This window comes from Micromonospora sp. BQ11 (assembly GCF_052068135.1).
Taxonomy (GTDB): domain Bacteria; phylum Actinomycetota; class Actinomycetes; order Mycobacteriales; family Micromonosporaceae; genus Micromonospora.
On the sequence record NZ_JBQHDB010000001.1, the window covers coordinates 455628 to 480213 of the forward strand.

Genomic DNA, 24586 nt, shown 5'->3' on the forward strand with positions numbered 1-24586 from the left:
GCCTGGAGGAACCGGACGGGCGGGTAGCTTCGGTGACATGCGTTACGTGCAGCTCGACACCCCCAAGCCCCTTTCCAAGATCGGCCTCGGCACCTGGCAGTTCGGCTCCCGGGAGTGGGGTTACGGCCCCGACTACGAGCGGCGCGCCGCCGAGATCGTCCGCCGGGCCGTCGACCTCGGCGTCACCGTCTTCGACACCGCCGAGCTGTACGGCTTCGGCCGCAGCGAGCGGATCCTCGGCGCGGCGCTGGGCGAGGAGCGGGCGAAGGTCGTGGTCGCCAGCAAGATCTTCCCCATCCTGCCGCTCGCCCCGGTGGTGCAGCAGCGGGCCGTCGCCTCGGCCGCCCGGCTCGGCGTCCCCAGCATCGACCTCTACCAGGTGCACCAGCCCAACCCGCTGGTCGCCGACCACACCACCATGCGTGGCATGCGGGCGTTGCAGGACGTCGGGCTGGTCGGCGAGGTCGGCGTGAGCAACTACAGCCTGCGCCGCTGGCAGGTCGCGGAGGCCGCCCTGGGCCGGCGGGTGCTCAGCAACCAGGTCCGGCACAGCATGATCGACCGCAGGCCGGAGCACGACCTCCTCCCGTACGCGCGGCAGGCCGGCCGGGTGGTCATCGCGTACAGCCCGCTGGCGCAGGGCTTCCTCTCCGGCCGGTACGACGCGAAGAACCCGCCGAGCGGGGCCGTGCGCCGGGCCAACCCGTACTTCCTGCCGGAGAACCTGGAGCGGGGCGCCACCCTCATCGAGAGCCTGCGCCAGGTCGCCGACGCCCACGACGCCACGCCCAGCCAGATCGCCCTGGCGTACCTGCTGCGCCACCCCAACGTGGTGGCCATCCCCGGTGCGTCCAGCGTGGAGCAGATGGAACGCAACGCGGCCTCGGCCGAGATCGACCTGGCCGACGACGAGTACGACGCACTGGCCCGCGCGGCCCGCGAGTTCCGCCCGGTCACCGGGCTGGCGGCGATGCCGCGCCTGCTGCGGGCCCGCACCGGACGGTGACCGGGGCCGGCACGCGTCGGTGCGCGTTCCCAGGGGCGGATGTGCGGGTGCGCCCCCTGTCGACCTGATGTCGTGGACGAGTCAGGCCCGGTGGTTCGGCTGGTTTGGCTGCCCGTGCCACGTGATGACATGAATGGCTCAGCTCGACAGGGGCCGTCCGAGCACTGGCCGGCCGGCCCGCGACCGCGTCTCCGGCCGGCAGGCCGGCGGGCGCTCTTCCGTCTCCCCGGCGCGGGGGAGGCGCGAGGGAGACGGGCGGCGGGACAATGGGCGGGTGAACCCCCGCGCGGTCCTCGTTCCGCTGGTGGCCGGCAGCACCTGGCGGCGGGGCGTGTTCCTGCTGCTCGGCGGCGTGCTCGTGCTGCCGTACGTGCTGCTGGCGGTGACCTTCGCCCAGCTGCTCGTCGATCCGCAGGTTCCGCGGGCGCTGACGGTCGGCCTGCTGGTGATCGCGGCGGCCATCGCCCTGGTGCCGGTCTTCCTCGACGGCAGCCGGGCGCTGGAGATCGCCGCCGTCCGGGCGCTGCTCGCCGTCGACCTGCCCGACCCGACCCCCGGGCACCGCCCCGACCGGGAAACCCGGCTGCGGTCCGCGCTCTGGATCGCCACCCACCTCGCCGTCGGCGGGCTGGTGATGGCCGCGTTGCTGAGCGCCCTGCCGATGGCCGTGGCGTTCATCGCCCAGCAGTTCGGTCTCGGCGACGAGTTCGTGGGGCGGGAGCAGTTCGGACCGCTGAGCGGATGGGACACCGGCTGGGTCACCGCCACCGGGGTGGTGCTGCTGGTCGGGCTCGGGTACGCGGTGGCCGGGCTCGGCGCGCTGGCCGTGTCGATGGCTCCGGTGCTGCTCGGTCCTGCGCAGGCGGAACGGATCGCCGCCCTGGAGGCGCGCGCCGCCCGCCTCGCCGAGCGCAACCGGCTGGCTCGGGAGCTGCACGACTCCGTGGGGCACGCGCTGACCGTGGCGACCCTCCAGGCCGGGGCCGCCCGCGAGGTCCTCGACCACGATCCGGAGTTCGTCCGGCGGGCGCTCACCGCCATCGAGGAGACCGGACGGGCCGCCATGGACGACCTCGACCACGTGCTGGGGCTGCTGCGGGAGTCCGGTGGCGTCGCGGCGGCGGGTCCGCAGCGTACGCTCGCCGACCTGGACCGCCTCGTCACCGACACCCGCGCCACCGGGCTGCGGATCGACTGCCGGCGCACCGGCGACCCGGCCGACGTGCCGGCGGCGCTCTCTCGCGAGGGTTACCGCATCGTCCAGGAGGGACTGACGAACGCCGCCCGGTACGGTCGGGGCCCGGTGACGCTGCGCCTCGACGTCGGCCCGGACACCCTGGACCTGGAGCTGGTCAACGTCCTCGCGCCGGGGCGCCGGTCGAGCCCGGGGCGCGGCGGCCGGGGGTTGGACGGGATCCGCGAGCGGGTCCTCCTGCTCGGTGGCCGCCTCACCGCCGGTCCGCACGCCGGCCGCTGGCGGATGCGGGTCCACCTGCCGATGGAGGGAACGCGGTGACCGACGGCGGCCCGGTGACCGGCGTGCTCATCGTGGACGACGACGAACTGGTCCGGATCGGCCTGCGGGCCATCCTCGACGCCCAGCCCGACCTGCGGGTGGTCGGTGAGGCCGAGGACGGGTCGGTGGTGCTGCCGCTGGTCGCCCGGCTCCACCCTGACGTGGTGCTGATGGACGTGCGGATGCCCCGGATCGACGGTATCCAGGCCACCCGGCGGCTGCTCGCCGCCTCCGCCGACCCGCCCCGGGTACTGGTGGTGACCACCTTCGCCAACGACGAGTACGTCTACGACGCGCTGCGCGCCGGGGCCAGCGGCTTCCTGTTGAAACGGGCCCGGCCGGCTGAGGTCGTGGAGGCGGTACGGGTGGTCGCCCGGGGTGAGTCGCTGCTGTTCCCGGCGGCCATCCGGCAGCTCGTCGGGGCGTACGGGGGACGGGGCGCCGACCGGTTGCGGGCCGCGCGGCTCACCGAGCGGGAGGCCGAGGTGCTGCGCCTGATGACCACGGGGCTGTCCAATCCGGAGATCGCCGCCGAGCTGGTGGTCGGGGTGGAGACGGTGAAGACACACGTCGGCAACGTCCTGGCCAAGCTCGGGGTCCGCGACCGCACCCAGGCCGTGATCGCCGCGTACGAGTCGGGCTTCGTCACCCCCACCGGCTGACCGGATCCCCCCGGTGGGGGAGCGGGTTCCCCGTCCTCCGGGAGGGTTTCCGGGGCGTTGCGGCCGAGGCTGGGAAGCATGACGACGACCGCTTCGCGTACCCACCGCGCACCGCCCCGCCGGCACCACCGGCTCGCCCCGCTCGCCGCCGCGTGGCTCGGCCTGTGGGGCGTACTCGCCCTGCTCGCCACCGTGACCGGCGCCGGCTACCCGTTCGGCGACGACGACCCGAACCGGGAGTCGAGCCTGCTGCGCCTCGTGTCGGCCGACGTCGCGCCGCCGCTGTTCGCCGGGCTGCTGCTCACCGCCGCGGTGGCCGCCCTGGCCATGGCCACCCCCTCGACCCGGCCGCCCAAGCCGGTTCGCGCGCTGCTGCTCGGCTACGGCGGGGCGGTCGCGTTCGTGCTGGCCGTGGTGGTGCCCGGCACGCAGGTGCTGGTCATCCTCGGGTACCTGCCGATCCTGCTGGTCGGTGCCCCGTTCGGCTGGCCTCCGGTCGACTACGCCGACGTGTTCACCTGGGCGCTGGCCGTCCGCGTCGCGTCGATGGTGGGCGGCGTGCTGCTGGCGGGAGCGCTGCTGGTGTGGCATCGGCGTACCGGCGGTGCCTGCGTGACCTGTGGCCGGGACGGCGCGGAGCGGGGCTGGACCACCCCGGCCGCCGCCGCCCGCTGGGGCCGGTGGGCCGCCTGGACCGCCGCGGCGATCCCGTTCGGGTACGCGCTGATCCGCTTCGCCTGGGCCGTCGGCGTTCCGCTCGGCATCTCCCGGGACTTCCTCGACGAAATGTGGGACAGCGGCCTGGTCTGGGCCGGTGCCGGGCTGGGCGCCTTCGCCACCGTCGGCGCGGTCCTCACCCTGGGTCTGGTGCGCCCGTGGGGCGAGCGGTTCCCCCGCTGGATGGTGGGGCTGGCCGGCCGACGGGTGCCGGTGGCGCTGGCCGTGATCCCGGCGACCCTGGTGGCGATCGCCGTGACCGCGACCGGCCTGGGTGCCCTCAGCAGCGTGGAGTTCTGGCGGCAGGAGGTTGGCCTCGGCCTGGCCGGTGGCCCGCTGCTGCTCTTCCCGGTCTGGGGAGTGGCCCTCGGCGCGGCCACGTACGCGTACCACCTGCGTCGCCGTGGCACCTGCCGCTCCTGCGGGCGGGGTTGAGCCCCCGGACGGCCCGGTCCCGGCACGGGGCGGGACCGGGCCGCCCGGCGTTCAAGGCAGGTCGCGGGCGTAGCAGACGGACAGCGGTTCACCCCGGTACGGCCCGAAGTTCTCGATCCGCCGGTAGCCCTCCCGCTCGTAGAAGCGCATGGCCTCGGGCTGGGCGGTGCCGGTTTCGAGCAGCAGGGTGCCGATCCCGGCCTCCCGGGCGGCGTCCTCCAGAGCTCGCAGGACCACCGTCGCCACGCCGGTGCCCCGCGCGGACGGGTCCACGTACATCCTCTTGATCTCGGCGGAGCCGGCGTCCAGGAACCGCAGCCCGCCGCAGCCCAGGGCGACCCCGGCGGCGTCGCGGGCGACCAGGAAGACGGTGACGCTCTCGGCGGTCGGCGGCGCCCCGGGCTCGTGGTCGTCGCTGCCGTAGCGGGCGTCCAACTCGGCCCGCTGCGCGGCCCGCAACCGGGCGGCGTCGGCCGAGTTCCACGGCTCCCGGTCGACCGACAGGATGCGCTCCACGGGTCCCCCTCTCCGTAACCGGTGTCACCGTAGCGCCGGCCGGAGTCGGTGCCGAAGCACGGTCGACGCCGATCCGGTGAGCTAGCGTTGGGCGGGTGACTGCGCCTTCCCCGGTTACCCCGGTCCCCCCGGCCGACCTGCCCACCACGCTCGGCGCGCTGCGTGCGGCCGGTCACCGGTACCGCACCGTCAAGCAGGAACTCCGCGACAACCTCCTGGCCCGGATGCGTTCCGGCGCCGACCGTTTCCCCGGCATCGTGGGCTACGACGACACGGTGCTGCCCGAGGTCGAGCGGGCGCTGCTCGCCGGCCACGACATGGTGCTGCTCGGTGAGCGGGGTCAGGGCAAGACCCGGCTGATCCGTTCCCTGGCCGGGCTCCTCGACGAGTGGACGCCGGTCATCGCCGGCTCGGTGCTCAACGAACACCCGCTGCACCCCCTCACCCCGGCCTCCCGCGCGCTCGTCGCCGAGGCCGGCGACGACCTGCCGGTGGCCTGGCTGCACCGCTCCATGCGCTACGGCGAGAAGCTCGCCACCCCGGACACCAGCGTCGGCGACCTGATCGGCGACGTCGACCCCATCCGCATCGCCCAGGGCCGCACCCTCGGCGACCCCGAGACCATCCACTTCGGTCTGGTCCCGCGCACCAACCGCGGCATCTTCGCCGTCAACGAGCTGCCCGACCTGGCCGAGCGGATCCAGGTGGCGCTGCTCAACGTGCTGGAGGAGCGGGACATCCAGGTCCGCGGCTACCAGCTACGGCTGCCACTGGACCTGTTCCTGGTGGCCAGCGCCAACCCGGAGGACTACACCAACCGGGGCCGGATCATCACCCCGCTCAAGGACCGCTTCGGCGCCGAGGTCCGCACCCACTACCCGCTCGACCTGGAGTTGGAGCTGGACCTGATCCGCCAGGAGGCCGACCTGGTCGCCGAGGTCCCCGGTCACGTGCTGGAGGTCCTCGCCCGGTTCGCCCGCGCGGTGCGCGAGTCACCCTCGGTGGACCCGCGCTCGGGTGTCTCCGCCCGGTTCGCCATCGCCGCCGCCGAGACGGTGGCCGCCGCCGCGCTGCGCCGCTCGGGTCTGCTCGCCGCCGGCACCGAGGCGGCCGTGGCGCGGGTCGGCGACGCGGTCTCCGTGACGAGCACCCTGCGCGGCAAGGTGGAGTTCGAGAGCGGTGAGGAGGGGCGGGAGGTCGAGATTCTCGGGCACCTGCTGCGTACGGCGACCGCGGACACCTTCCGCGCCCGGTTGGCCGGCCTCGACCTCTCCGGCTTCACCGCGCTGGTGCAGGACGGTAGGGCGATCGAGACCGGTGAGCTGGTCAGCTCCGGCGAACTGCTGGGGCAGGTGGGCACCGTGCCGGGCCTGGCGAAGGTGCTGGACCGGCTCGGCCTGGGTGACGCGCCCAGCCCCGAGCAGGCTGCCGCCGGCGTCGAGTTCGTCCTGGAGGGTCTGCACCTGACCCGACGGCTCGGCAAGGACGTCACCGAGTCCGGCCGTACCCGCTACGGCGACCGGTCCTGACGTGAGCGGCAACCGGTTCCGGTACGGCCAGTGGCACGGCGGTCCCGACCCGCTGGCACCCCCGTACGACGTGCGGGCGGCGGTGGACGCGGTCGGTTCCGAGGTACTGGCCGGCGGCAGTCTCCGCGAGGCGCTGCGCAACCTGCTGCGGCGCGGCCCGCAGGGGCGCGGGGGCCTCGACGACCTCGCCGCGCGGGCCCGCCGGCTACGCCGGGAGGCACTGCGTCGCGGTGACCTGGACGGGGCGGTGACCCGGGCGCGGGCACTGCTCGACCAGGCCCTCGCCGCCGAACGCGACGAGCTGCGCGGGCGCGACGACGAGGGCGCGCGGTTCTCCGAGGCGGTGCTGGACAACCTGCCGCGGTCGACGGCGCGCGCGGTGGAGGAGCTGTCCGGGTACGAGTGGGCCAGCGACGAGGCCCGGCAGACGTACCAGCGCATCCTCGACGGGCTGCGCAACGAGGTGCTCGGCCAGCGCTTCGCCGGCCTGCGGGACGCGGTCCGGGCATCGGCCGACCCGGCCGCCCAGGCACGCCTGGGTGAGATGATGCACGACCTGAACGACCTCCTCGCCCGGCACGCCCGCGCGGAGGACACCACCGACGCGTTCGCCGAGTTCATGCGCCGGCACGGCGACTTCTTCCCGGAGCAGCCGAAGGACGTCGACGAGCTGGTCGACGTGCTGGCCCGCCGCTCGGCCGCCGGTGAACGGCTGATGCGGTCGCTGTCCGACCGGCAGCGGGAGGAGCTCGCCGGCCTGATGCGCCAGTCCCTCGGCGACCGGCTCGCCGACGAGCTGGCGGCCCTCGACGGCAACCTGCGGGCCCTCCGGCCCGACCTGCGCTGGGGCCGGGGCGAGCGGGTCCGGGGCGAGGAGCCGCTCGGGTACGCCGACGCGGCCGGTGCGCTGGGCGAGATCGGTGAGCTGGACGACCTGCTGGACTCCCTCGACCAGGAGCACCCGGGTGCCACGTTGGACGACATCGACGTGGACGCGGTGTCTCGGACGCTGGGCCGGGACGCCGCCGACGACGTACGCCGGCTGCGCGAGCTGGAGCAGGAACTGCGCCGGCAGGGCTGGGTGAGCCGCGACTCCGACGGCCTGACCCTGAGCCCGAAGGCGCTGCGCCGCCTCGGCGGCACCGCCCTGCGGCGGGTCTTCGCCGACCTGACCGCCGGGCCGCGCGGCCAGCACGACCTGCGCTCGGCGGGCGCGGCCGGCGAGGTCAGCGGGGGCTCCCGCCCCTGGGAGTACGGCGACGAGCAGCCGCTCGACGTGGTACGCACGCTCACCCGGGCGGTCGGCCGGGCCGGGTCGGGCGTGCCGGTGCAACTGGCCGTCGAGGACTTCGAGGTGGTGGAGACCGAGCGGCGGGCGTCGGCGGCGGTGGCGCTCTGCGTCGACCTGTCGTACTCGATGATCTCGCAGGGTCGGTGGGGTCCGATGAAGCAGACGGCGCTGGCGCTGTCGCACCTGATGGCGACCCGGTTCCCGCAGGACGCGCTCCAGATTGTCGGGTTCGGCCGTGAGGCGCTGCCGCTGACCCAGCAGGAGCTGGCGGCGGTCGAGCCGGACATGCAGCAGGGCACGAACCTCCAGCACGCGCTGCGGCTGGCCGGTCGGCACCTGCGTCGCCACCCCGACGCGGAGCCGGTCGTGCTCGTGGTGACCGACGGCGAGCCGACCGCGCACCTGGACCCGGACGACGGGGAGGCGCTGTTCCACTGGCCGCCGCTGCCGGAGACCATCGAGGCGACCGTCCGCGAGGTGGACCGGTTGACCCGGTTCGGCGCCACGCTCAACCTGTTCATGCTCGGCGACGATCCCGGCCTGCGCCGCTTCGTCGACGCGGTGGCCCGCCGCTCGAAGGGCCGCGTGTTCACCCCCGACCTCGACGACCTCGGCGAGTACGTCGTCTCCGACTATCTCCGCTCCCGCCACACCCGCCGCCGCTGACGCCGGGCGGCACCACACGTCCGGGTGACCGCGGCCGTCGAACGCCCGAGCGTCGTGCGGGTGCGGGGGTTGACTGGAGGGCATGGACTGCGCGGCGTTGCGGCGGGCGTACTCGGAGGTGCTCGCGGAGGTCGACGGTGGTGGGTTCGGCGATCCGCCGGCCGGGATGCTCGGCGCCGAGCAGATCGTGGCGCACCTGGCCGCCAACGACGAGCTGATGAGCGAGGCCACGGAGGCGGTGCTGACCGGGGCCCCCTTCGCCTACTACGATCTCGCGGGCGTGCACCGGCCGGAACTCGACGCGCTGGCCGCCGAGTGCGGCGGCCTGGACGGGCTGGCCACCCTGCTGCGGGCCACCAGTCAGAAACTGGTGACGCTGGTGGAGCGGCTCGGCCCGGCGGCCGACACCCCGGTGGACACCCACCTGCGCGAGGGCTTCGACCTGGTGGTCGACGGACCCCTGCCCTGGGGACGGGTCCTCGACCTGCACACCCGCGTCCACCTACCGAAGCACCTGGCCCAGCTCCGCACCCTCCACACCCCGTAACGACCGGGTTGGTGACGCCGTAGCGGTACGACACGCCGGTCCCGACACTGCTGGGGCGTCACCGATCGGCGTGTGCCGGGTTCGGGTCGCGGCGGAAGGTTCGTCGGTACGTGGACGGGGCCACGCCTACCCGCTGGGTCAGCCCACCAGCCACTGCTGCTCGACCCCACCGCCGCACGGGGCCTGCTCGATGTCGTCGCCGGCCTCGGTGCCGCCGTCGTCGACCTGCGCGCACTTGCCACTGTGCAGCGCCACGAGCAGCACCGGGCCGGTGCCGGTCGCGGCCATCCGCCACTGCTGGTTGGTCTGGCCGTGGCAGGGGAACTGCTGGAGCTTCGCCCCGTCGTCGCCGCTGGCACCCTCGACGTCGAGGCAGAGCCCGTACGCCGCGTTGGTCAGCGTCACCACGTCCGGGGCGACCGGGTTGGCCACCCACTGCTGCTCGGGACCGCCGGTGCAGGCGGCGAGCTGGCCGGTCGCCTTCTCGCCGCTGCCGTCGACGCCGAAGCAGAGGCCCGACGCGACCGCGCGGAACACCTTCGGCCCGCTGACCGGTGCGGGCGGGGTGGTGGGTGCGGCGGACGGGGTGGGGGACGGCGCGTCCGGGGTGGTGGGCTCCGGCTCGACCGGCGGCGGGGTCGGCTCGGCCTCCGCCGTCGAAGCGCCGGCCGCCGCCGGCACCACCGGCTCGTCGCCGCCGCCACCCAGCACGCCGGTCGCGAAGAACACCCCCAGGAGTACGCCCACCGCGCCGACGATCAGCGCAGTGCGCAGCAACGGGTCACCGGGCAGCCCGGGACGGGCGGCTCGGCGGCCTCCGTAGACCGTGCCGGACTCGTCGGGGCGGTGCGCGGGGACGGACATACCGGCATCCTCACCCACGTGTGGGGTCGATGGCCAACCGGGCCCGGCGCGGGCCGGCTCAGTCGACGACCCGTACGTCCTTCCAGAACGCCACCCGGTCGCGCACCATCTCCGCGTCCGGCTTCGGCTCGGCGTAGTACCAGACCGCGTCTGCGCTGGTCCGCCCCTCGTGCTCCAGGGTGTAGTAGGAGGCGGTGCCCTTCCACGGGCAGACCGTGTGCGTGTCGGACTCGCGGATCAGATCGTCCCGGAGGGCGGCGCGGGGAAAGTAGTGGTTGCCCTCCACCACCACGGTGTCGTCGCTCTCGGCCACGACCAGGTCGTTCCAGACGGCTTTCGGCATACGTCCACGCTATGCCGTTCGACGCGACCCGACCACCGTGGACATCCCACGGAATCCCGTGTCGGGCGCGTAAGGTCAGCACATGCACGCGGTGCGTGATCATGACCAGGCGGTGGCCCAGCTGCGACGGTCGTACGCGGCGGTGCCACGGGGTGAGCCGGTCCGGCTCGCCAAGCGCACGTCCAACCTGTTCCGTCCCCGCAGCGCGCCCCGCACGCCCGGGCTCGACGTCAGCGGGCTGGTCGGGGTGCTCGGCGTGGACCGGGCCGCCCGCACGGCCGACGTGCAGGGCATGTGCACGTACGAGGACCTCGTCGACGCGACCCTGCCACACGGGCTGATGCCGCTGGTGGTGCCCCAGCTGCGCACCATCACGCTGGGCGGGGCGGTGACCGGCCTCGGCATCGAGTCCACCTCCTTCCGCAACGGGCTCCCGCACGAGTCGGTGCTGGAGCTGGACGTGCTCACCGGGGCGGGGGAGATCGTCACCGCCCGTCCGGAGGGCCCGCACGCCGAGCTGTTCGCCGCCTTCCCCAACTCGCTGGGCAGCCTCGGCTACGCCACGCGGCTGCGCATCGAGCTGCAACCCGTACGCCGGTTCGTGGCCCTGCGCAACGTGCGGTTCACCCGGCTGGAGGCGCTGACCGACGCGATCGCCGAGGTCACCACCACCCGGGCCTGGGCGGGCGAGCCGGTGGACGTGATGGACGGGGTGATGTTCAGTCCCGGCGAGGCGTACCTGGTGCTCGGGTCCTTCACCGACGAGATCGGGCGGGTGCCGCCCAGCGACTACACCGGTCAGGACATCTACTACCGGTCGTTGCGCCGGCGCACCCACGACCTGCTGACCACGTACGACTACCTGTGGCGCTGGGACACCGACTGGTTCTGGTGCTCGGCGGCGTTCGGGGTGCAGCACCCGGTGGTGCGGCGGGTCTGGCCGGCGCGCTGGCGGCGCAGCGACGTCTACCACCGGCTGGTCCGGCTGGAGCACCGGCACCGGGTGGCCGCCCGGATCGACCGGTGGCGTGGCCAGCCGGAGCGCGAGCGGGTCGTGCAGGACGTGGAGATCCCGCTCGACCGTACGGCCGACTTCCTCCGCTGGTTCTCCCACACCGTCGGGATGGCCCCGGTCTGGCTCTGCCCGCTGCGGCTGCGGGAGCCGGACGGGGCCGGGTCGGCCCGAGCGTGGCCGCTCTACCCGCTGCGGCCCGGGAGGGACTACGTGAACGTCGGCTTCTGGGGGAGCGTGCCGATCGCGCAGGGCGCCGCCGACGGCGACGTCAACCGGGCGATCGAGCGCGAGGTGTCGGAGCTGGGGGGACACAAGTCGCTCTACTCCGACGCGTACTACGACCGGGTGGTGTTCGACCGGCTCTACGGCGGCGACACCTGGCGGGCGGTGAAGGACCGCTACGACCCGGACCACCGGCTCACCGGACTGTACGAGAAGGCGGTAGCGCGACAATGAGCCTGACCGATCGAGACCAGGGAGCGGCCAGCGCTCCCGCGACCCCGCCGGCGGGGGGCCGGCGTACGGGTCCCACCGTGGCGGACGTGGTCCGTGCACTGACCACCGGGGACCTGCCGGTGCGGGTCACCGGGTACGACGGCAGCGCGGTCGGTCCGGCCGACGCCGGGATCACGCTGTCCATCCGCTCGGAGCGGGGGCTGACCTACCTGCTCACCGCCCCCGGCGACCTGGGCATGGCCCGGGCGTACGTGAGCGGGGACCTGGTCCTGCACGGTGTGCACCCGGGTGACCCGTACGAGGCGTTGACGCTGCTCAAGGAAGAGCTGCGGCTGCGGACACCGTCGGTCGCCGAGGCGCTGAACCTGGTGCGGGGCCTCGGCTGGGAGCGCCTGCTCCCGCCGCTGCCCCCGCCGCAGGAGGCGCTGCCCCGGTGGAAACGGGTGGTGAACGGGTTGCGGCACTCCCGATCCCGGGACAGCACGGCGATCTCCCACCACTACGACGTGTCGAACGCCTTCTACGAGAAGGTGCTCGGCGAGTCCATGACGTACACCTGCGCGGTCTACCGCTCTCCGGACGACACGCTGGAGGAGGCGCAGGCGGCCAAGTACGACCTGGTCGCGCAGAAGCTGGCACTGAAGGCGGGGATGCGGCTGCTGGACGTCGGCTGCGGCTGGGGCGGCATGGTCCGGCACGCGGCCCGCGAGTACGGCGTCAAGGCGCTCGGGGTGACCCTGTCGCAGGCGCAGGCGCAGTGGGCGCGGGCGGCGATCGAGCGGGAGGGGCTGACCGGCCTTGCCGAGGTGCGCCACCTGGACTACCGGGACGCACCCCGGGAGCAGTTCGACGCGGTCTCCTCGATCGGCCTGACCGAGCACATCGGCGTACGCAACTATCCGGTCTACTTCAGGGCGCTGCGGGACCGGCTGCGGGTGGGCGGGCGGCTGCTCAACCACTGCATCACCCGCGCCGACAACCGCGCGCCGCACCGGTCGGGCGCGTTCATCGACCGGTACGTCTTCCCGGACGGCGAGTTGGCCGGGCCGGGCCGGCTCATCTCGGAGATCCACGACGTGGGTCTGGAGGTGCACCACGAGGAGAACCTGCGGCAGCACTACGCGCTGACGCTTGCCGCCTGGTGCCGGAACCTGGTCGCGAACTGGGACTTCTGCGTGTCCGAGGTGGGTGCCGGCACCGCCCGGGTGTGGGGGCTGTACATGGCCGGCTCCCGGATGGCGTTCGAGCGCAACGGGATCCAACTGCACCAGGTGCTCGCCACGCGGACCGGCGCGGACGGGGGGAACGGCTACCCGTTGCGCCCGGACTGGCTGGCCTGACGTTCGACCCGGGCCGCGCCGGTGCGACCGGCGCGGCCTTCGTCGACAGCATTGACAAACAAGTTTTGTACGTACAAACTCATTTTGCCATGAGAGACGTCCTGTACCTGGAACAGATCGAGCAGGCCGAAGTCCTGCTCAAGCCACAGCGTGTCGAGATCCTGCGGCAGCTGGCCGAGCCCCGCACCTGCACCGAGGTCGCCGCTCGGCTGGAGCAGACGCCGCAACGGGTCTACTACCACGTCAAGCAGCTCGTCGCGGCCGGCCTCGTGGAACTGGTCAGCGAACGCAGGGTGCGGGGCATCACCGAGGGCATCTACCAGGCGGTCGCCCGGTCCTACTGGCTCTCACCCCGACTCGTGGGCCGCGTCGGCGGGCGCCGGGTGCGCGACGAGCTGAGCCTGGGCCACCTGCTCGACCTGATGGAGGAGGTCCAGGCCGACGTCGCCGCCCTGGACCGCACCGCCGGAGAACTCCCCTCGGTCGGCGTGTCCGGCGAGATCCGGGTCCCCCCGGAACACCGCCAGCAGTTCCTGCACGACCTGCAGACGACCCTGCAGGACCTGTTCACGCGCTACGGCGGCGCCGAGGGCGACGCCTTCAAGCTCGCCGTGGCCGTCTACCCGAAGGAAACCGACCATGAGTGAACCGATGATCCTGCGGGTCCGCCTCGCCGCACCCGTCGCCGCCGTCCACCGCGCCCTCACCGACCCCGCGGAGCTGCGCGTCTGGCTGGCCGAGCACGCCGAGGTCGAGCTGCCGACCCGGTACGCGTTCTGGGGGCGGTACACCCCCGAGGGCGACGCCCCGCGCCAGCGGCTGCTGCACGCCGACGACCACGGCCTGCGCTTCGCCTGGCTGCTCGACGGGGTGGAGACCACCACCGGCTTCACGCTCGAGGAGGAGAGCCCGGACACCACCGTGCTGACGCTCGACCAGAGCCACGTCGACTTCGCCGAGGCGACGAGCGGCAGCACCATCGGCGTCCTGCAGACCTTCTGGGCGCTGTCGCTGGCCAACCTGGCCGCCCACCTGGAGGGTCAGCCGCTGCTGCCGAAGACGGACTTCACCTCCGCCGAGATGCGCGGCGAGCTGGTCATCGCCGCCCCCGCCGACAGGGTGTGGGAGTCGCTGACCGACTCCGAGCAGGCCAGCGCCTGGTTCGGCTACCCCATCGGCATCGAGCCCTGGGTCGGCGGCCGGTACGCGATGGGCGGCTTCGAGGCCGGTCACGCGGCCAAGGTGGTCGACCTGGAGCCGGGCCGGCGGATGTCCGTCGACTGGGGACCGATCGGTGTCACCACCTGGGAGCTGGCCGAGTCGCAGGGCAAGACCACGCTCACCTTCGTGCAGAGCGGCTTCGACGAGCAGAACCCCCCGTACAGCGCCTGGGCCGGGTCGGTCTCCGGGCTGGCGGAGCTGCGCCGCTTCCACGAGATGGCGGACTGGCAGCCGATCTGGCTCTCGGTCGAGGTGCCCGGCATGGAGCCGCTGACCGCCTGACGGTGTCCCGGGAGTTCCTGGTGCGGATCGGCCCTCCGGGGCCCCTTCCCACCAGGAACTCTTCGGCACACGGGTCCGGAGGTGATTGGGCGGGCGAAAACGGGTAATGGCGGGCGATGTTCTTCATCTTCGGTCTCCGTACCAAGGTCACCCAGTCGGGCGTGGTGCAGCAGGTCTGCCGTAACTGCGGTAACCACGCCGCACAGGTGATCACCCGACGCGCGACCAAGTTCAGCCTGTTCTTCATCCCGCTGATCCCGATCCGTACCCGCTACATGCAGCAGTGCACGTTCTGCGGCGCCCAGTACGACGTGTCGAAGTCCGACGCGCAGCGTCTCCCGGTCGGCTGAGGCGGGGATGGCCCGTTTCCTGTGCTGGCTGATCGGACGGCAACCCGTCGCGCCGGCCTGCGCCCCGGTGCACACCGTCTCCCGGCCGCCGTGCACGCCGGGACGGCGCCCGCGGCGCCGGAAGCGCCGGCCGCTGGCCGGTACCACCCTGCCCCGATCCCCCTGGAACCGTTCCTCCGGCCGCTGACCCAGCCGTGAACTCCGCCCACGGGCTCTGCCGGCGCGCTCGCCGCCGGAGTTAAGAAGGGGCCCCTCCTCTACACGAGGCGTTAAGAAGGTGCCCTTCCTTTCATCCAGGCTAGGGTGGCGGATCGTGACGAGCAGCGAGGAGCGACTGGCGGGGATCCGGGGCGGCGTGCCCGCCCGGCGGCACAACGCGCGCACCATCGCCGCGTTGACCGGCAACCCGGGCTGCACCCGGCGGGCGGTCCTGGACGGCGCCGGGGTGGACAAGCCGGCGCTGGCCGAGCGGATCGGCTTCCCCGCCCGGTTCGGGCAGTCCCGCTTCGCCATCACCCGGGGCAACGCGTTCGAGGCGCAGGTCAAGGCCGACGGTGGGGTCGAGCTTCTGCGGCTGGTCGCCGAGCGGCTGGGCGTACCGGTGCCGGAGGCGGCGACCTGGACCGACCTCGGCGGCGCGGAGGACCTGCCGGAGCGGCGGGACCGGTCCCGGGAGGCGCTGACCGCGCCCGGCGACGGTGCGGCGCTCTTCGACCACCCGCTGCTCGCCCTCGACGTGGCCGGTGGGCGGGTGCACCTGGAGCCGGACCTGGTGGCGGCCCGGCTCGCCGGCCGGTTCCACGTCGTGGAGGTCAAGTCCTTCCCGGTGATCGACGGGCAGGCGGACCCGGCGAAGGTGTCCGCCGCCGCGATCCAGTCCGCGGTGTACGTGCTGGCCCTGCGCGACCTGCTGACCGCCGCCGGGCAGGACCCGGAGCTGGTCTCGCACGAGGTGGTGCTGGTCTGCCCGCGGGACTTCGCCAACCAGCCGGTGGCCAGCCTGGTCGACGTGCGCAAGCAGCTTCTCGTGCTGCGCCGCCAGCTGGACCGGATGGCCCGGCTGGACACGCTGCTCGCCACCGTGCCCGAGGACTTCACCGCCGATCCCACCGCCGACCCGGCCACCCTGCGGGCCCGGTTGTCCACCGTCGAGGCCCGCTACGCGCCGGAGTGCCTGGCCGCCTGCGAGCTGGCGTACTTCTGCCGGCACGAGGCGCGCGGCCAGACCGCCGCGCTGGGCCGGCCGGTCCGCGAGGCGCTCGGTGGCATCGCGACCGTGGACGACGTGCTGGCGCTGGCGGTCGGCGAGCGTACCCCCGAGCCGGATCGGGAGGAGGCCGCCGCGCTGCTGCGGGCCGCCGCCCGCCTGCGCGCCGACGCCCTCACCGGACACCCCGCATGAGTACGCCCCGACGCCCGACCGCCCCGAGCCGGAGGCCCGCATGAGCACCCTGCGCGCGCTCGCCAAGGCGCAGGCGCTCGCCGCCGGCCGGGCCCAGCCGGTGGCCACGGTCCGGCACCTGCACCTGGCGGAGCGGCCACTGGTGCTGGCGCCGTTGGCGCTGGCCGGTGAGGCCAACGCCCCGCTCGCCGTGCTGGTCGGTACCGCGCCCGACGAGGCGCGGCTGCTCGTGGTGCCGCAGCCGCGCAACCGGGACCAGCGCTTCGCGTTCGCCGCCGAGCTGGCCGGGATCGTGCTGGAGTACCTGGACGGCTTCCGGAGCGTCACCGAGGCGGTGCCCGTCGACCGGGGTCGCGACGTCCGCCACCGGTACGCCGACGCGCCGCAACTGCTCGTGCCGAGCCCGGCCGGGGTGACGTTCCTCCGGCTGTTCGGCCGCTCGACCCGGTTTCGTCGGACGGACGGCGACCATCCGGTGCACCCGTCGGTGCCGCTGCTCGGGCGCTGGCTGACGTTCTTCGCCGAGCGGGCCGAGCATCCCGGTTCGTCGGCGCTGCTGGCGATGACCGACGCGCTGACCCTGCACTGGGCCACCGGTCAGAGCGCGGTGGAGGACCTGCACCTGCCGGCGCTGCTCGGCTGGGTCGACCCGCCGCCCGGGCTGACCGGGGCGCAGGCGGCGGCCCACGCGGAGGACCCGTCGGTCTGTCCGCCGGCCGGTCCGGCCACCGACCCGGACTTCGACAACCAGGTGCTCGCCCCGGCCATGACCGCGTACGCGGAGGCGGGCGACGACGAGGTGGCGCGCGCCGGGGCGTACGCGGAGCTGGAGAAGCTGCTGCGCGACCAGCTCGTGCCCACCTGGGAGCTGATGTGGCGCGGCGTGGGACTGCTCCGGTCCCTGCCGCCCGGCGCCCGGGTCGCGGGCCGGTGGGACGGCGACAAGGACGCCTTCACGGCGCATGCGGAGCACGTCGACTCCGGCGGCGGCCCGCAGCCCCGACGCGACGGTGCGGTGGCGGCGGCGCAGCGGCTGCACCGGCTGGAACGGGCGGCGGCGTCGTACGCGGTGCAGCGCGCCTACGACGATCCGCTGGTCATGGCCGAGCACCGGCTGACCGGGGAGGCGTTCGTGGGGGAGGTGACCCTCGCCGACCCGAAGCGGGTGGACGACAGTGGGAAACGGCCGGTGCTGCGGCCCCGCATCCAGGTGGTGACCACCGAGCCGGTGGCGGTACCGGTCGGCGCGACGCTGTGGTCGACGGCTCGTCCGACGCAGAAGGCCCGGGTGGTGTTCCTGACCCCGGGCGACGGCAAGACCGAGGTGGTGCTGGAGTTGTCCGGTGGCATGGGGCGGGGGCTGACCGCGCCACCGGGCAGCGTCCCCGAGGTGGGGGAGCGGCTCTGCCTCACCACCCTGTCCGACGCGTACCTGCCGGTGGCGACGTTCCCGGCCGTGGAGGAGACGCCGTGGACGCACGGTGGCCCGCCGGCCGAGGTCGGCCCAGCGTAACGGCGACGATTCATTCACCGGGAACCTGACGTGGAGCCGGGGCGAGTGGCAGGTCGGGGGCCTTCACGCGTTTCCGGGGCCAGCCTGGTCCTTGCGCAGAGTGAGCCCCTCGCGTGGTGGACGAAGGGCGTGTGCGCCGCTTTGCTCTGCACCCTGATACGCGCCGGTTACTGATGGTGATCGACGCATGCGAGAGGTCCGCCGAGAAACAGCAGCTCGGCTGCCTGGTGCGTCCAGGGGTGCAGAGCAAAGCGGCGAAGGCCGCGTGCTGCTCCTCGCCGAGGCGTCACCATCGGTGACGGTAGGGAGAGGTAACTCACCGTGCTCGGTGGGTGAGGGAGCATGGAACGGGCTTGACCCTCCCGTAACGGCAGGCGGGAGCCTTGTCGACGGAAGGGAGGGGAATCATGGCGTACACGGTGGGACAGGTGGCGAAGGCCGCCGGGGTGACGGTGCGGACGCTGCACCACTACGACGAGATCGGGCTGCTCTCGCCCGGTGGGCGCAGTGCCGCCGGTTACCGGCGGTACGACGACGCCGACCTGGACCGGCTGCAGCTCATCCGCTACTACCGGGAGCTGGGGTTCCCCCTGGACGAGATCGCCGCGATCCTGGACGACCCGGCGACCGACCCCGCGGCGCACCTGCGCCGCCAGCACGAGATGCTGACCGGGCGGATCGGGAAGCTCCAGGACATGGTCGCGGCGATCGAGCTCGCGATGGAGGCACGCAGGATGAACATCTCACTGACCCCGGAGGAGCGGTTCGAGGTCTTCGGGGACTTCGACCCGGACGCGCACGTTGACGAGGCGCGGGAACGTTGGGGCGAGAGCGAGGCGTACCAGCAGTCGACCCGGCGCGCCGCCGGTTACTCGAAGGACGACTGGCTGCGCCACAAGGCCGAGAACGAGGACTGGGCCGAGCGGTTCGTCGAGGTGATGGCCTCGGGTGCGCCGGCCGACGGCCCGGAGGCGATGGCCCTGGCCGAGGAGCACCGGCAGCTCATCAGCCGGTGGTTCTACGACTGCTCGTACGAGATCCACACCGGGCTGGCCGACATGTACACGGCCGACCCGCGGTTCACCGGGTACTACGAGAAGATCCGGCCCGGGATGGCCGCCTACCTGGCCGAGGCCATCCACGCCAACGCCGTCACCCGCGCCTGAGCGGACCGTGGCCCCGGCGGACAGTCCGCCGGGGCCACGGGACGCGCGGTCAGTCGCCGATCGTGGCGTACAGGATGCCCCGCCCGAACGTCGCCGCGAACAGCGTGCTGGTCTTGGCGTGGAAGTGCACGTCCATGACCGGTACGGCCGGGAAGCTCGCCCCCACCTTCAGCCAGGTGCGGCCCAGGTTGGGGCTGAAGAAGACCCCCATGTCCGTACCGATGTAGAGCCAGCCCTGCTTCTTCGGGTGGCGGATCACGTCGTTGACGGGGGACTGCGGCAGGTTGCCGGAGATGTCCGTCCAGGTCGCCCCGCCGTCGGTGGTCGTCAGGACGTGCGGCTGCGTCTCGCTCTCCCAGCGGAACCCGGAGTACGTCGCCCAGGCCACGTCGGGGTTCTGCGGGTCCACCGTGACCCGGGTGATCCACCGGTCCGGCAGATCCGGGTCGGTGGCTTTCGTCCAGGTCGCGCCGCCGTCCCGGGTCACCGACAGGTGGCCGTCGTCGGTGCCCACGTACACGGTGTCCTCGTCGGTCGGCGCGATGCCGATGGTCGTGATCGTCGCGTACGACGTGGCGTTGCGCGGCGTGGGACCGCCGGTGAGGTCTGGGCTGACCGCCCGCCAGGTGCGGCCCCGGTCGTCGGAGCGGTTGAGCACGTTCGACCCGAAGTAGACGGTGTCCGGAGCACCGGGGGCGATCTCCAGCGGCGACACCCAGTTGAACCGGGTGCCCGCGAACCGGGCCCGGATCGACGTCATCGAGTCGCCACCGTTGTCGGAGCGGGCGCACCCGCCGTTCTGCGAGCAGGCGAACACGTTCAACTGGTCGACCGGGTTGATGCGGTTCATCATCCCGTCGCCGCCCCGGTAGAGGTTCCAGTCGCTGCCGCCCCAGGACCGCAGCGACCCGTTGTCCTGCGTTCCGCCGGAGACGCGGGAGCGGTCGGTCGTGCTGACGTCCATCGCGTAGAACTGCATGTACGGCTGCACGGACGCGGCCGTCCAGGTGCCGATGACGTTGCCGCCCTGGTCGTTCCAGTACAGGCCGCCGTCGTTGCCGATGTACACCCGGCCGGGGTTGTGCGGGTCCCAGGCCATGGCGTGCTGGTCGGCGTGGATGCCCCGGCCGGTCACCCACGTGCGGCCACCGTCGTGCGACTCCATCATCGGTACGCCGGCGGAGAAGACGTGGTCGGCGTCGGCCGGGTCGACCCACAGCCGACCGAACCACCAGGCGAACCCGCCGTCGGCGGCGTCCAGCGCGGGCTCGCCGGTCAGCGGGCGGGTCCAGGTGGCGCCCGCGTCGTCGGAGACGAAGAAGCCGGTCAGGTTGCCGATCTTGTCGTTGGTGATCGCGTACGCCCGGGTCGGGTCGCTGGCCGCGAACGCCACCCCGATGCGGCCGGGCTCGGTCTCCGGACCCGCCAGCGGCGCGCCGATCCGTGTCCACGTCGCCCCGCCGTCGGTGGAGCGGTGCAGGCCGGAGCCGGGACCGCCGTACTCGCGACCGTCGGGGTAGCGCAGCTTGTCCCACGTGGCCGCCAGCAGGACGTCCGGGTCGGCGGGGTTGATCGCGACGTCGATCGCGCCGGTGGAGTCGTTGAGCCCGTCGAGCACCTGCTTCCAGGTGTCACCGCCGTCGGTGGACAGGTAGACGCCCCGGTCGCCGCCGGTGTCGAACAACCGGCCCTGGGCCGCGACGACGATCCGGCGCGGGTCGGTCGGGTCGATCCGGATGCGGCCGATCGCCCCGGTCTCGGTCAGACCGAGGCTCTCCCAGGTCGCGCCGCCGTCGGTCGAGCGGTAGACGCCGGTGCCGTAGTAGGAGCCGCCGCCGCCGTGGTCCGGCTCGCCAGTGCCCGCGTACAGGGTGCCGTCGGGGGCGATCGCCAGCGCACCCATCGACTGCGGCAGGTCGTCGGACCAGGTGCTGGTCATCGTCGCGCCGCCGTCGGTGCTCTTCCACACGCCGCCGGTGCCGGCCGCCACCCAGAGTGTGCCGGGCGTCTTCGGATCGACCACCACGTCGATGAGCCGGCCGCCGATGTTGGTGGGGCCGAGCTGCTGCCACCGCACATCGGTCAACTGGGGCGCGCCCCGGCGGGTGGCCCCCTCCAACGTCCGAGTCTGCGCGAGGGCCTCCTCGTACGCGGTCGCCGGGATCGACCCGTCGGCGTTGGCCCGCTGCGCCCACATCCACTCGGACGGCTCCGCCGGGTTCTCCTTCTCCTCGACCGCGACCGGCACCGGCGGGTTGCCCGCCAGGTGCACGAGCGTGGTCGCGGCGGTCAGGGCGGCGACCGCCGTGACCGCGCCCACCAACCGGAATCGTGTCCGTCTCGACAGCTTCGACCGCACAGGTCACCCCCGGCCCCGGCGGGCATCGCCGCCGCTCGATATCGGGTCAGCGTACGCAAGAATCGACCAGCGTGGAAGCCGATGACCGGCGCAGACGTGCACCCCGAATGTCGCACCGTCGGGAGAGGATGGCGGACATCCGTCACACCAGGAGGTCCACCGTGCTCATCGTCGCCGGAAGCCTGCACGTCGACCCGGAGGGTCGGGACGACTACCTCGCCGGATGCGTCGACGTCGTCCGCGCAGCCCGGTCCACGCCGGGCTGCCTCGACTTCGCCCTCAGCGCCGACCTGGTGGAGCCGGGCCGGATCAACGTCTACGAGCGGTGGGACACCGAGGAGCAACTGCTCGACTTCCGGGGCTCTGGGCCGAGCGGGGAGCAGGCGGTGGCGATCCGGGGCGCCGAGGTGCACCGCTATCTGATCTCCGGCGTCGAGGCGCCCTGACGCGGGTCCTCAGGACGGCGGCGGGGCCGGCGGGGGCTCCGGCGGCAGACCGGGGGCGAGCCGGCGCAGCGAGGTGAACGTCGGTACCAGCGCGTCGTACAGCTCGGCGTACACCGGCAGCAGGGACGCGTACGTGGCGGCGGCGGCCGGGTCGGGGCGCGCGGTCTCGGAGATCTCCACCAGGTCGGCGGCCACGTCGATGGAGGTCACCAGTCCGAGCGCCTCCATGCCGAGCAGGGCCGCACCGTAGCTGGAGCCCTCGTGCCCGGCGGGGAAGCGCACCGGCATGCCCAGCACGTCGGCGAGCATCTGCCGCCACAGGCGGCTGCGGGCGAACCCGCCGCTGGCCCGGATCTCGCGCACCTCGTTGCCGGCGGCTTTCACCGAGGCCATGACCAGCGCCAACTGCTGGCAGACCCCTTCCAGCGCGGCCCGTACGAGGTGGGCGCGGCGGTGCCCGTGGGTCAACCCCACGTACGCCCCCCGGGGCAGCGCACTCCAGTGCGGGGCGCGTTCGCTGAGCAGGTACGGCAGCATGATCAGCCCACCGGATCCGACCGGGGCCTTCGCGGCCTGGGCGAGCAGTTCCGCCTCGGCGTCCTCGCCCAGCTCGGGGGCGAGCGCGCGACCGGCCCAGCCGAGCACGAGACCCCCGTTGTTGATCGCGCCGCCGACCACCCAACGGTCCTCGGTCAGGGCGTAGCAGAAGACACCGCCGAGCGGGTCGACACCGGGGCGCTCCACCATCACGCGCATCGCGCCGCTGGTGCCGATCGAGCAGGCCATCACGCCGGGCGCGACCGCGCCGAGCCCCAGGTTGGCGAGCGGACCGTCACCGGCACCGACCACGACCTTCGTGTCCCGGGGCAGTCCGGTCGCGGCGGCGGCCTCGACGGTCAGGCCGTGCACCACCCTGGTGGTGGGGACCAGCTCGGGCAGTTGCTCCTCGGTGATGCCGGCGATCCCCAGCGCCTCCTCGTCCCAGGCGAGCTGGTGGATGTCCATCAGCCCGGTGGCCGAGGCGATCGAGTGGTCCGTCATCAGGGCGTCGCAGAACCGCAGCAGGACCCAGTCCTTGATGCCCGCCCAGTACGCGACCCGGCCGAACGTCGTCGGCTCCTGCTCGGCGTACCAGAGCAGCTTGGGCAGCGGCGCCATCGGATGGACGGGGGTGCCGGTGCGGCGGTGCAGGGCCAGCCCGGAGGGGACCGCCCGCAGCCGTTCGGCCTGCCGGGCGGCCCGCGAGTCGGCCCAGGTGACCGACGGGGTGAGGGGGTTGCCGTCCGCGTCCAGCCCGATCAGGCTGTGCATCGCGCTGCTGAACGACAGGCCGGCCACCGGCCGGCCCACCTCTGCCACCACCGTGCGGACCGACTCGATGACGGCCGCGTAGATGGCGTACGGGTCCTGTTCGGCGTACCCGGGTTGCGGTTCGTTCAGCGGGTAGCCGACCGAGTGGTGTGCCAGCTGGTCGCCGTCGACGTCGAACGCGACGGCCTTGGTGCTGGTGGTCCCCAGATCGACGCCGATCACGATGTCGGGGGTGGTGCCGCCCACCGGTTCACCCCCTCGCCGTACCCGCCCGGGACGCTGCGCCTGACGTTACCGACGCTCCGCCCACGCGGGGACCGGAACGGGACGGTCCGCCCACGACACACCCGAACGGGGTGAATCGACGCAGCGAAATCGCCCTATCGTCCGGCTTACTCCGTCGATCGGGCAATTTGCCCATAGCGGCCCGTCCCCGTCGGCGCCCGCCGGGAGTTGATCCGAACGACACCCCGGTTGGTGGCCTGCGCGGCGGAGGAGTCGGCATGGCAAGGACTGATTCGACGGGTTCGACCTGGCGGTACCGGTGGGCACACCGGCAGAACGATCGGCGGCAGCGGGTCTTCCGCAGCGCCGACGAGGCATGGCGAAGGCGGGACGAGGAGCTGCGGCGCCTGCGTACGCTCGCCGAGACCTTCGCGGGCTCCGCCGCCGCGGGCGCCGGGCTTCCGCTGGAGCTGGGCTCCGACGAGGTGGTGTTCGGGGTGCTGCCGGCCGCGCAGCTGGTCGAGGTACGGCACACGGCGGTGCTCCCGGCACCGGATCTGACGGTCACCCCACAGTCCACGCCGATCCGCGCCCGCCGCCCGGACGGCATCCGGGTCACCGACGCCGGGATGGCGGTCATCACCAGCCGGCGGCTGGTGCTGCTCGGCGGTGGCGGCCGGCGCGACTGGGCGTACGGGAAGATGACCGGCCTGGCCCACGACCCGGCGGCGCCGGTCACCCTGATCCAGGTGCTCGACCGGCGTAGGGCCTCGGGGGTGCTGCTCCCCGCCGACGTGGCGGCGGACTTTCGCTTCAAGCTGACGCTGGCCTTCGCCGACGCGATCGAGCAGCGGCACGCCGTGATCGCCCAGCTCGACGAGGCGATCGACGAGCACGCGCAGCTCAAGCCGTTCCGGCCGACGATCGCCACCCCGGCGCAGGCCCGGCTGAGCGGTTTCGTGCCCGGCGGCCGGCGCACGGTGGCGGTCGCCGCCGGCATCGCCCTGCTGGTACCCGCCGCGCTCCTGGAGTCCGACCCGTCCGACCCGACGTCGGAGGTGGCGATCGCCGCGACGCCCGCACCGAGTCCGTCGGCGGGCCCGTCGCTCCCGGCCGCGCCGGCCGCCGTCGCGGCTCCCCGACCGAAGCGCGACGCGTCGTCATCGCCGGCCCGGGACCGGTTCTGCGGCGCGCCGGAGAACCCGATGGGGTACGGCTTCTGCGACGGCACCCGGATCCGCCGGCCCGCCGCCGAGGTGTGCGACCACTTCGAGTGCGTGCCGGAGTTCTGGTCCGGCCGGGGGTACCTGGTGGAGTGCGGCGACGGCTCGGTCAGCCTTGCCGGCGGCAGTTCCCGGGCGTGCGGCGCGCACGGCGGCGTCCGCCACACGTTCCGGAGCTGACCGGC

22 protein-coding genes are annotated in these 24586 nt (G+C 73.5%); 17 read left to right on the plus strand and 5 right to left on the minus strand.

The window, feature by feature from the left end; all coding sequences use genetic code 11:
- The first annotated feature begins 37 nt into the window (after nt 1-37).
- The 4 genes from ACTMSW_RS02225 to ACTMSW_RS02240 all read left to right on the plus strand — a co-directional run bounded on the left by ACTMSW_RS02225 (nt 38) and on the right by ACTMSW_RS02240 (nt 4336).
- A complete protein-coding gene (locus ACTMSW_RS02225; protein WP_441178716.1) occupies nt 38-1006 on the plus strand; it encodes an aldo/keto reductase in 969 nt (322 codons plus the stop codon).
- 274 nt (nt 1007-1280) lie between these two features.
- Nucleotides 1281-2522, plus strand: coding sequence for a sensor histidine kinase (locus ACTMSW_RS02230; protein ID WP_441178717.1), 1242 nt, complete (start codon nt 1281-1283; stop codon nt 2520-2522).
- Nucleotides 2523-2536: 14 nt separating this feature from the next.
- Nucleotides 2537-3184, plus strand: a complete 648-nt coding sequence (locus ACTMSW_RS02235; RefSeq protein ID WP_441179043.1) for a response regulator transcription factor — start codon at nt 2537-2539, stop codon at nt 3182-3184.
- A 78-nt stretch (nt 3185-3262) separates the two neighbouring features.
- The gene (locus ACTMSW_RS02240; RefSeq protein WP_441178718.1) at nt 3263-4336 is read left to right on the plus strand and encodes a hypothetical protein; all 1074 of its coding nucleotides are present in this window, start codon (nt 3263-3265) and stop codon (nt 4334-4336) included.
- 51 nt (nt 4337-4387) lie between these two features.
- On the opposite strand, the gene ACTMSW_RS02245 is transcribed toward ACTMSW_RS02240, so the two are convergent.
- Nucleotides 4388-4843 (minus strand): GNAT family N-acetyltransferase, encoded by a 456-nt coding sequence (locus ACTMSW_RS02245; protein ID WP_441179044.1) that lies wholly within the window; start codon nt 4841-4843, stop codon nt 4388-4390.
- A gap of 104 nt (nt 4844-4947) precedes the next feature.
- Here ACTMSW_RS02245 and ACTMSW_RS02250 point away from each other — a divergent pair, with 104 nt between their 5' ends.
- The 3 genes from ACTMSW_RS02250 (at nt 4948) to ACTMSW_RS02260 (ending at nt 8885) form a co-directional block, all read left to right on the plus strand.
- Nucleotides 4948-6381, plus strand: a complete 1434-nt coding sequence (locus ACTMSW_RS02250; RefSeq protein WP_441178719.1) for a magnesium chelatase — start codon at nt 4948-4950, stop codon at nt 6379-6381.
- A gap of 1 nt (nt 6382) precedes the next feature.
- Nucleotides 6383-8338: a vWA domain-containing protein gene (locus ACTMSW_RS02255; RefSeq protein ID WP_441178720.1), complete on the plus strand. Its 1956-nt coding sequence runs from the start codon at nt 6383-6385 to the stop codon at nt 8336-8338.
- A gap of 82 nt (nt 8339-8420) precedes the next feature.
- Nucleotides 8421-8885 carry a hypothetical protein gene (locus ACTMSW_RS02260; protein WP_441178721.1) on the plus strand — a complete coding sequence of 155 codons (465 nt, stop codon included), beginning with the start codon at nt 8421-8423 and terminating at the stop codon, nt 8883-8885.
- A gap of 138 nt (nt 8886-9023) precedes the next feature.
- On the opposite strand, the gene ACTMSW_RS02265 is transcribed toward ACTMSW_RS02260, so the two are convergent.
- Nucleotides 9024-9749: an RICIN domain-containing protein gene (locus tag ACTMSW_RS02265; RefSeq protein WP_441178722.1), complete on the minus strand. Its 726-nt coding sequence runs from the start codon at nt 9747-9749 to the stop codon at nt 9024-9026.
- A gap of 58 nt (nt 9750-9807) precedes the next feature.
- Nucleotides 9808-10092, minus strand: coding sequence for a DUF427 domain-containing protein (locus ACTMSW_RS02270; RefSeq protein WP_441178723.1), 285 nt, complete (start codon nt 10090-10092; stop codon nt 9808-9810).
- A gap of 82 nt (nt 10093-10174) precedes the next feature.
- On the opposite strand from ACTMSW_RS02270, the gene ACTMSW_RS02275 reads away from it, so the two are divergent.
- The 8 genes from ACTMSW_RS02275 to ACTMSW_RS02310 all read left to right on the plus strand — a co-directional run bounded on the left by ACTMSW_RS02275 (nt 10175) and on the right by ACTMSW_RS02310 (nt 18837).
- On the plus strand, nt 10175-11563 hold the full coding sequence (locus tag ACTMSW_RS02275; RefSeq protein ID WP_441178724.1) for an FAD-binding oxidoreductase: 1389 nt from the start codon (nt 10175-10177) through the stop codon (nt 11561-11563).
- The gene (locus tag ACTMSW_RS02280) at nt 11560-12903 is read left to right on the plus strand and encodes a class I SAM-dependent methyltransferase (protein WP_441178725.1); all 1344 of its coding nucleotides are present in this window, start codon (nt 11560-11562) and stop codon (nt 12901-12903) included. The genes ACTMSW_RS02275 and ACTMSW_RS02280 overlap by 4 nt, the downstream gene beginning before the upstream one ends.
- Nucleotides 12904-12992: 89 nt before the next feature.
- Entirely contained in the window at nt 12993-13550 is a 558-nt protein-coding gene (locus tag ACTMSW_RS02285) for a helix-turn-helix domain-containing protein (protein WP_441178726.1), read from the plus strand.
- Nucleotides 13543-14406: an SRPBCC family protein gene (locus ACTMSW_RS02290; RefSeq protein ID WP_441178727.1), complete on the plus strand. Its 864-nt coding sequence runs from the start codon at nt 13543-13545 to the stop codon at nt 14404-14406. Before ACTMSW_RS02285 ends, ACTMSW_RS02290 begins: the two co-directional genes overlap by 8 nt.
- Before the next feature lie 116 nt (nt 14407-14522).
- Nucleotides 14523-14756 (plus strand): zinc-ribbon domain-containing protein, encoded by a 234-nt coding sequence (locus ACTMSW_RS02295; protein WP_441178728.1) that lies wholly within the window; start codon nt 14523-14525, stop codon nt 14754-14756.
- A 313-nt stretch (nt 14757-15069) separates the two neighbouring features.
- Nucleotides 15070-16158, plus strand: coding sequence for a hypothetical protein (locus ACTMSW_RS02300; protein ID WP_441178729.1), 1089 nt, complete (start codon nt 15070-15072; stop codon nt 16156-16158).
- A 40-nt stretch (nt 16159-16198) separates the two neighbouring features.
- Nucleotides 16199-17671, plus strand: coding sequence for a hypothetical protein (locus ACTMSW_RS02305; protein WP_441178730.1), 1473 nt, complete (start codon nt 16199-16201; stop codon nt 17669-17671).
- Between the two features lie 407 nt (nt 17672-18078).
- Nucleotides 18079-18837, plus strand: coding sequence for a MerR family transcriptional regulator (locus tag ACTMSW_RS02310; protein ID WP_441178731.1), 759 nt, complete (start codon nt 18079-18081; stop codon nt 18835-18837).
- 49 nt (nt 18838-18886) lie between these two features.
- On the opposite strand, the gene ACTMSW_RS02315 is transcribed toward ACTMSW_RS02310, so the two are convergent.
- Nucleotides 18887-21157 (minus strand): WD40/YVTN/BNR-like repeat-containing protein, encoded by a 2271-nt coding sequence (locus tag ACTMSW_RS02315; RefSeq protein ID WP_441178732.1) that lies wholly within the window; start codon nt 21155-21157, stop codon nt 18887-18889.
- Nucleotides 21158-21324: 167 nt separating this feature from the next.
- On the opposite strand from ACTMSW_RS02315, the gene ACTMSW_RS02320 reads away from it, so the two are divergent.
- Complete coding sequence (locus ACTMSW_RS02320) at nt 21325-21642, plus strand: putative quinol monooxygenase (RefSeq protein ID WP_441178733.1); 318 nt, start codon at nt 21325-21327, stop codon at nt 21640-21642.
- 9 nt (nt 21643-21651) lie between these two features.
- On the opposite strand, the gene ACTMSW_RS02325 is transcribed toward ACTMSW_RS02320, so the two are convergent.
- Nucleotides 21652-23199 carry a gluconokinase gene (locus ACTMSW_RS02325; protein WP_441178734.1) on the minus strand — a complete coding sequence of 516 codons (1548 nt, stop codon included), beginning with the start codon at nt 23197-23199 and terminating at the stop codon, nt 21652-21654.
- Between the two features lie 257 nt (nt 23200-23456).
- On the opposite strand from ACTMSW_RS02325, the gene ACTMSW_RS02330 reads away from it, so the two are divergent.
- Nucleotides 23457-24581, plus strand: coding sequence for a hypothetical protein (locus tag ACTMSW_RS02330; RefSeq protein WP_441178735.1), 1125 nt, complete (start codon nt 23457-23459; stop codon nt 24579-24581).
- Nucleotides 24582-24586: the final 5 nt, after the last annotated feature.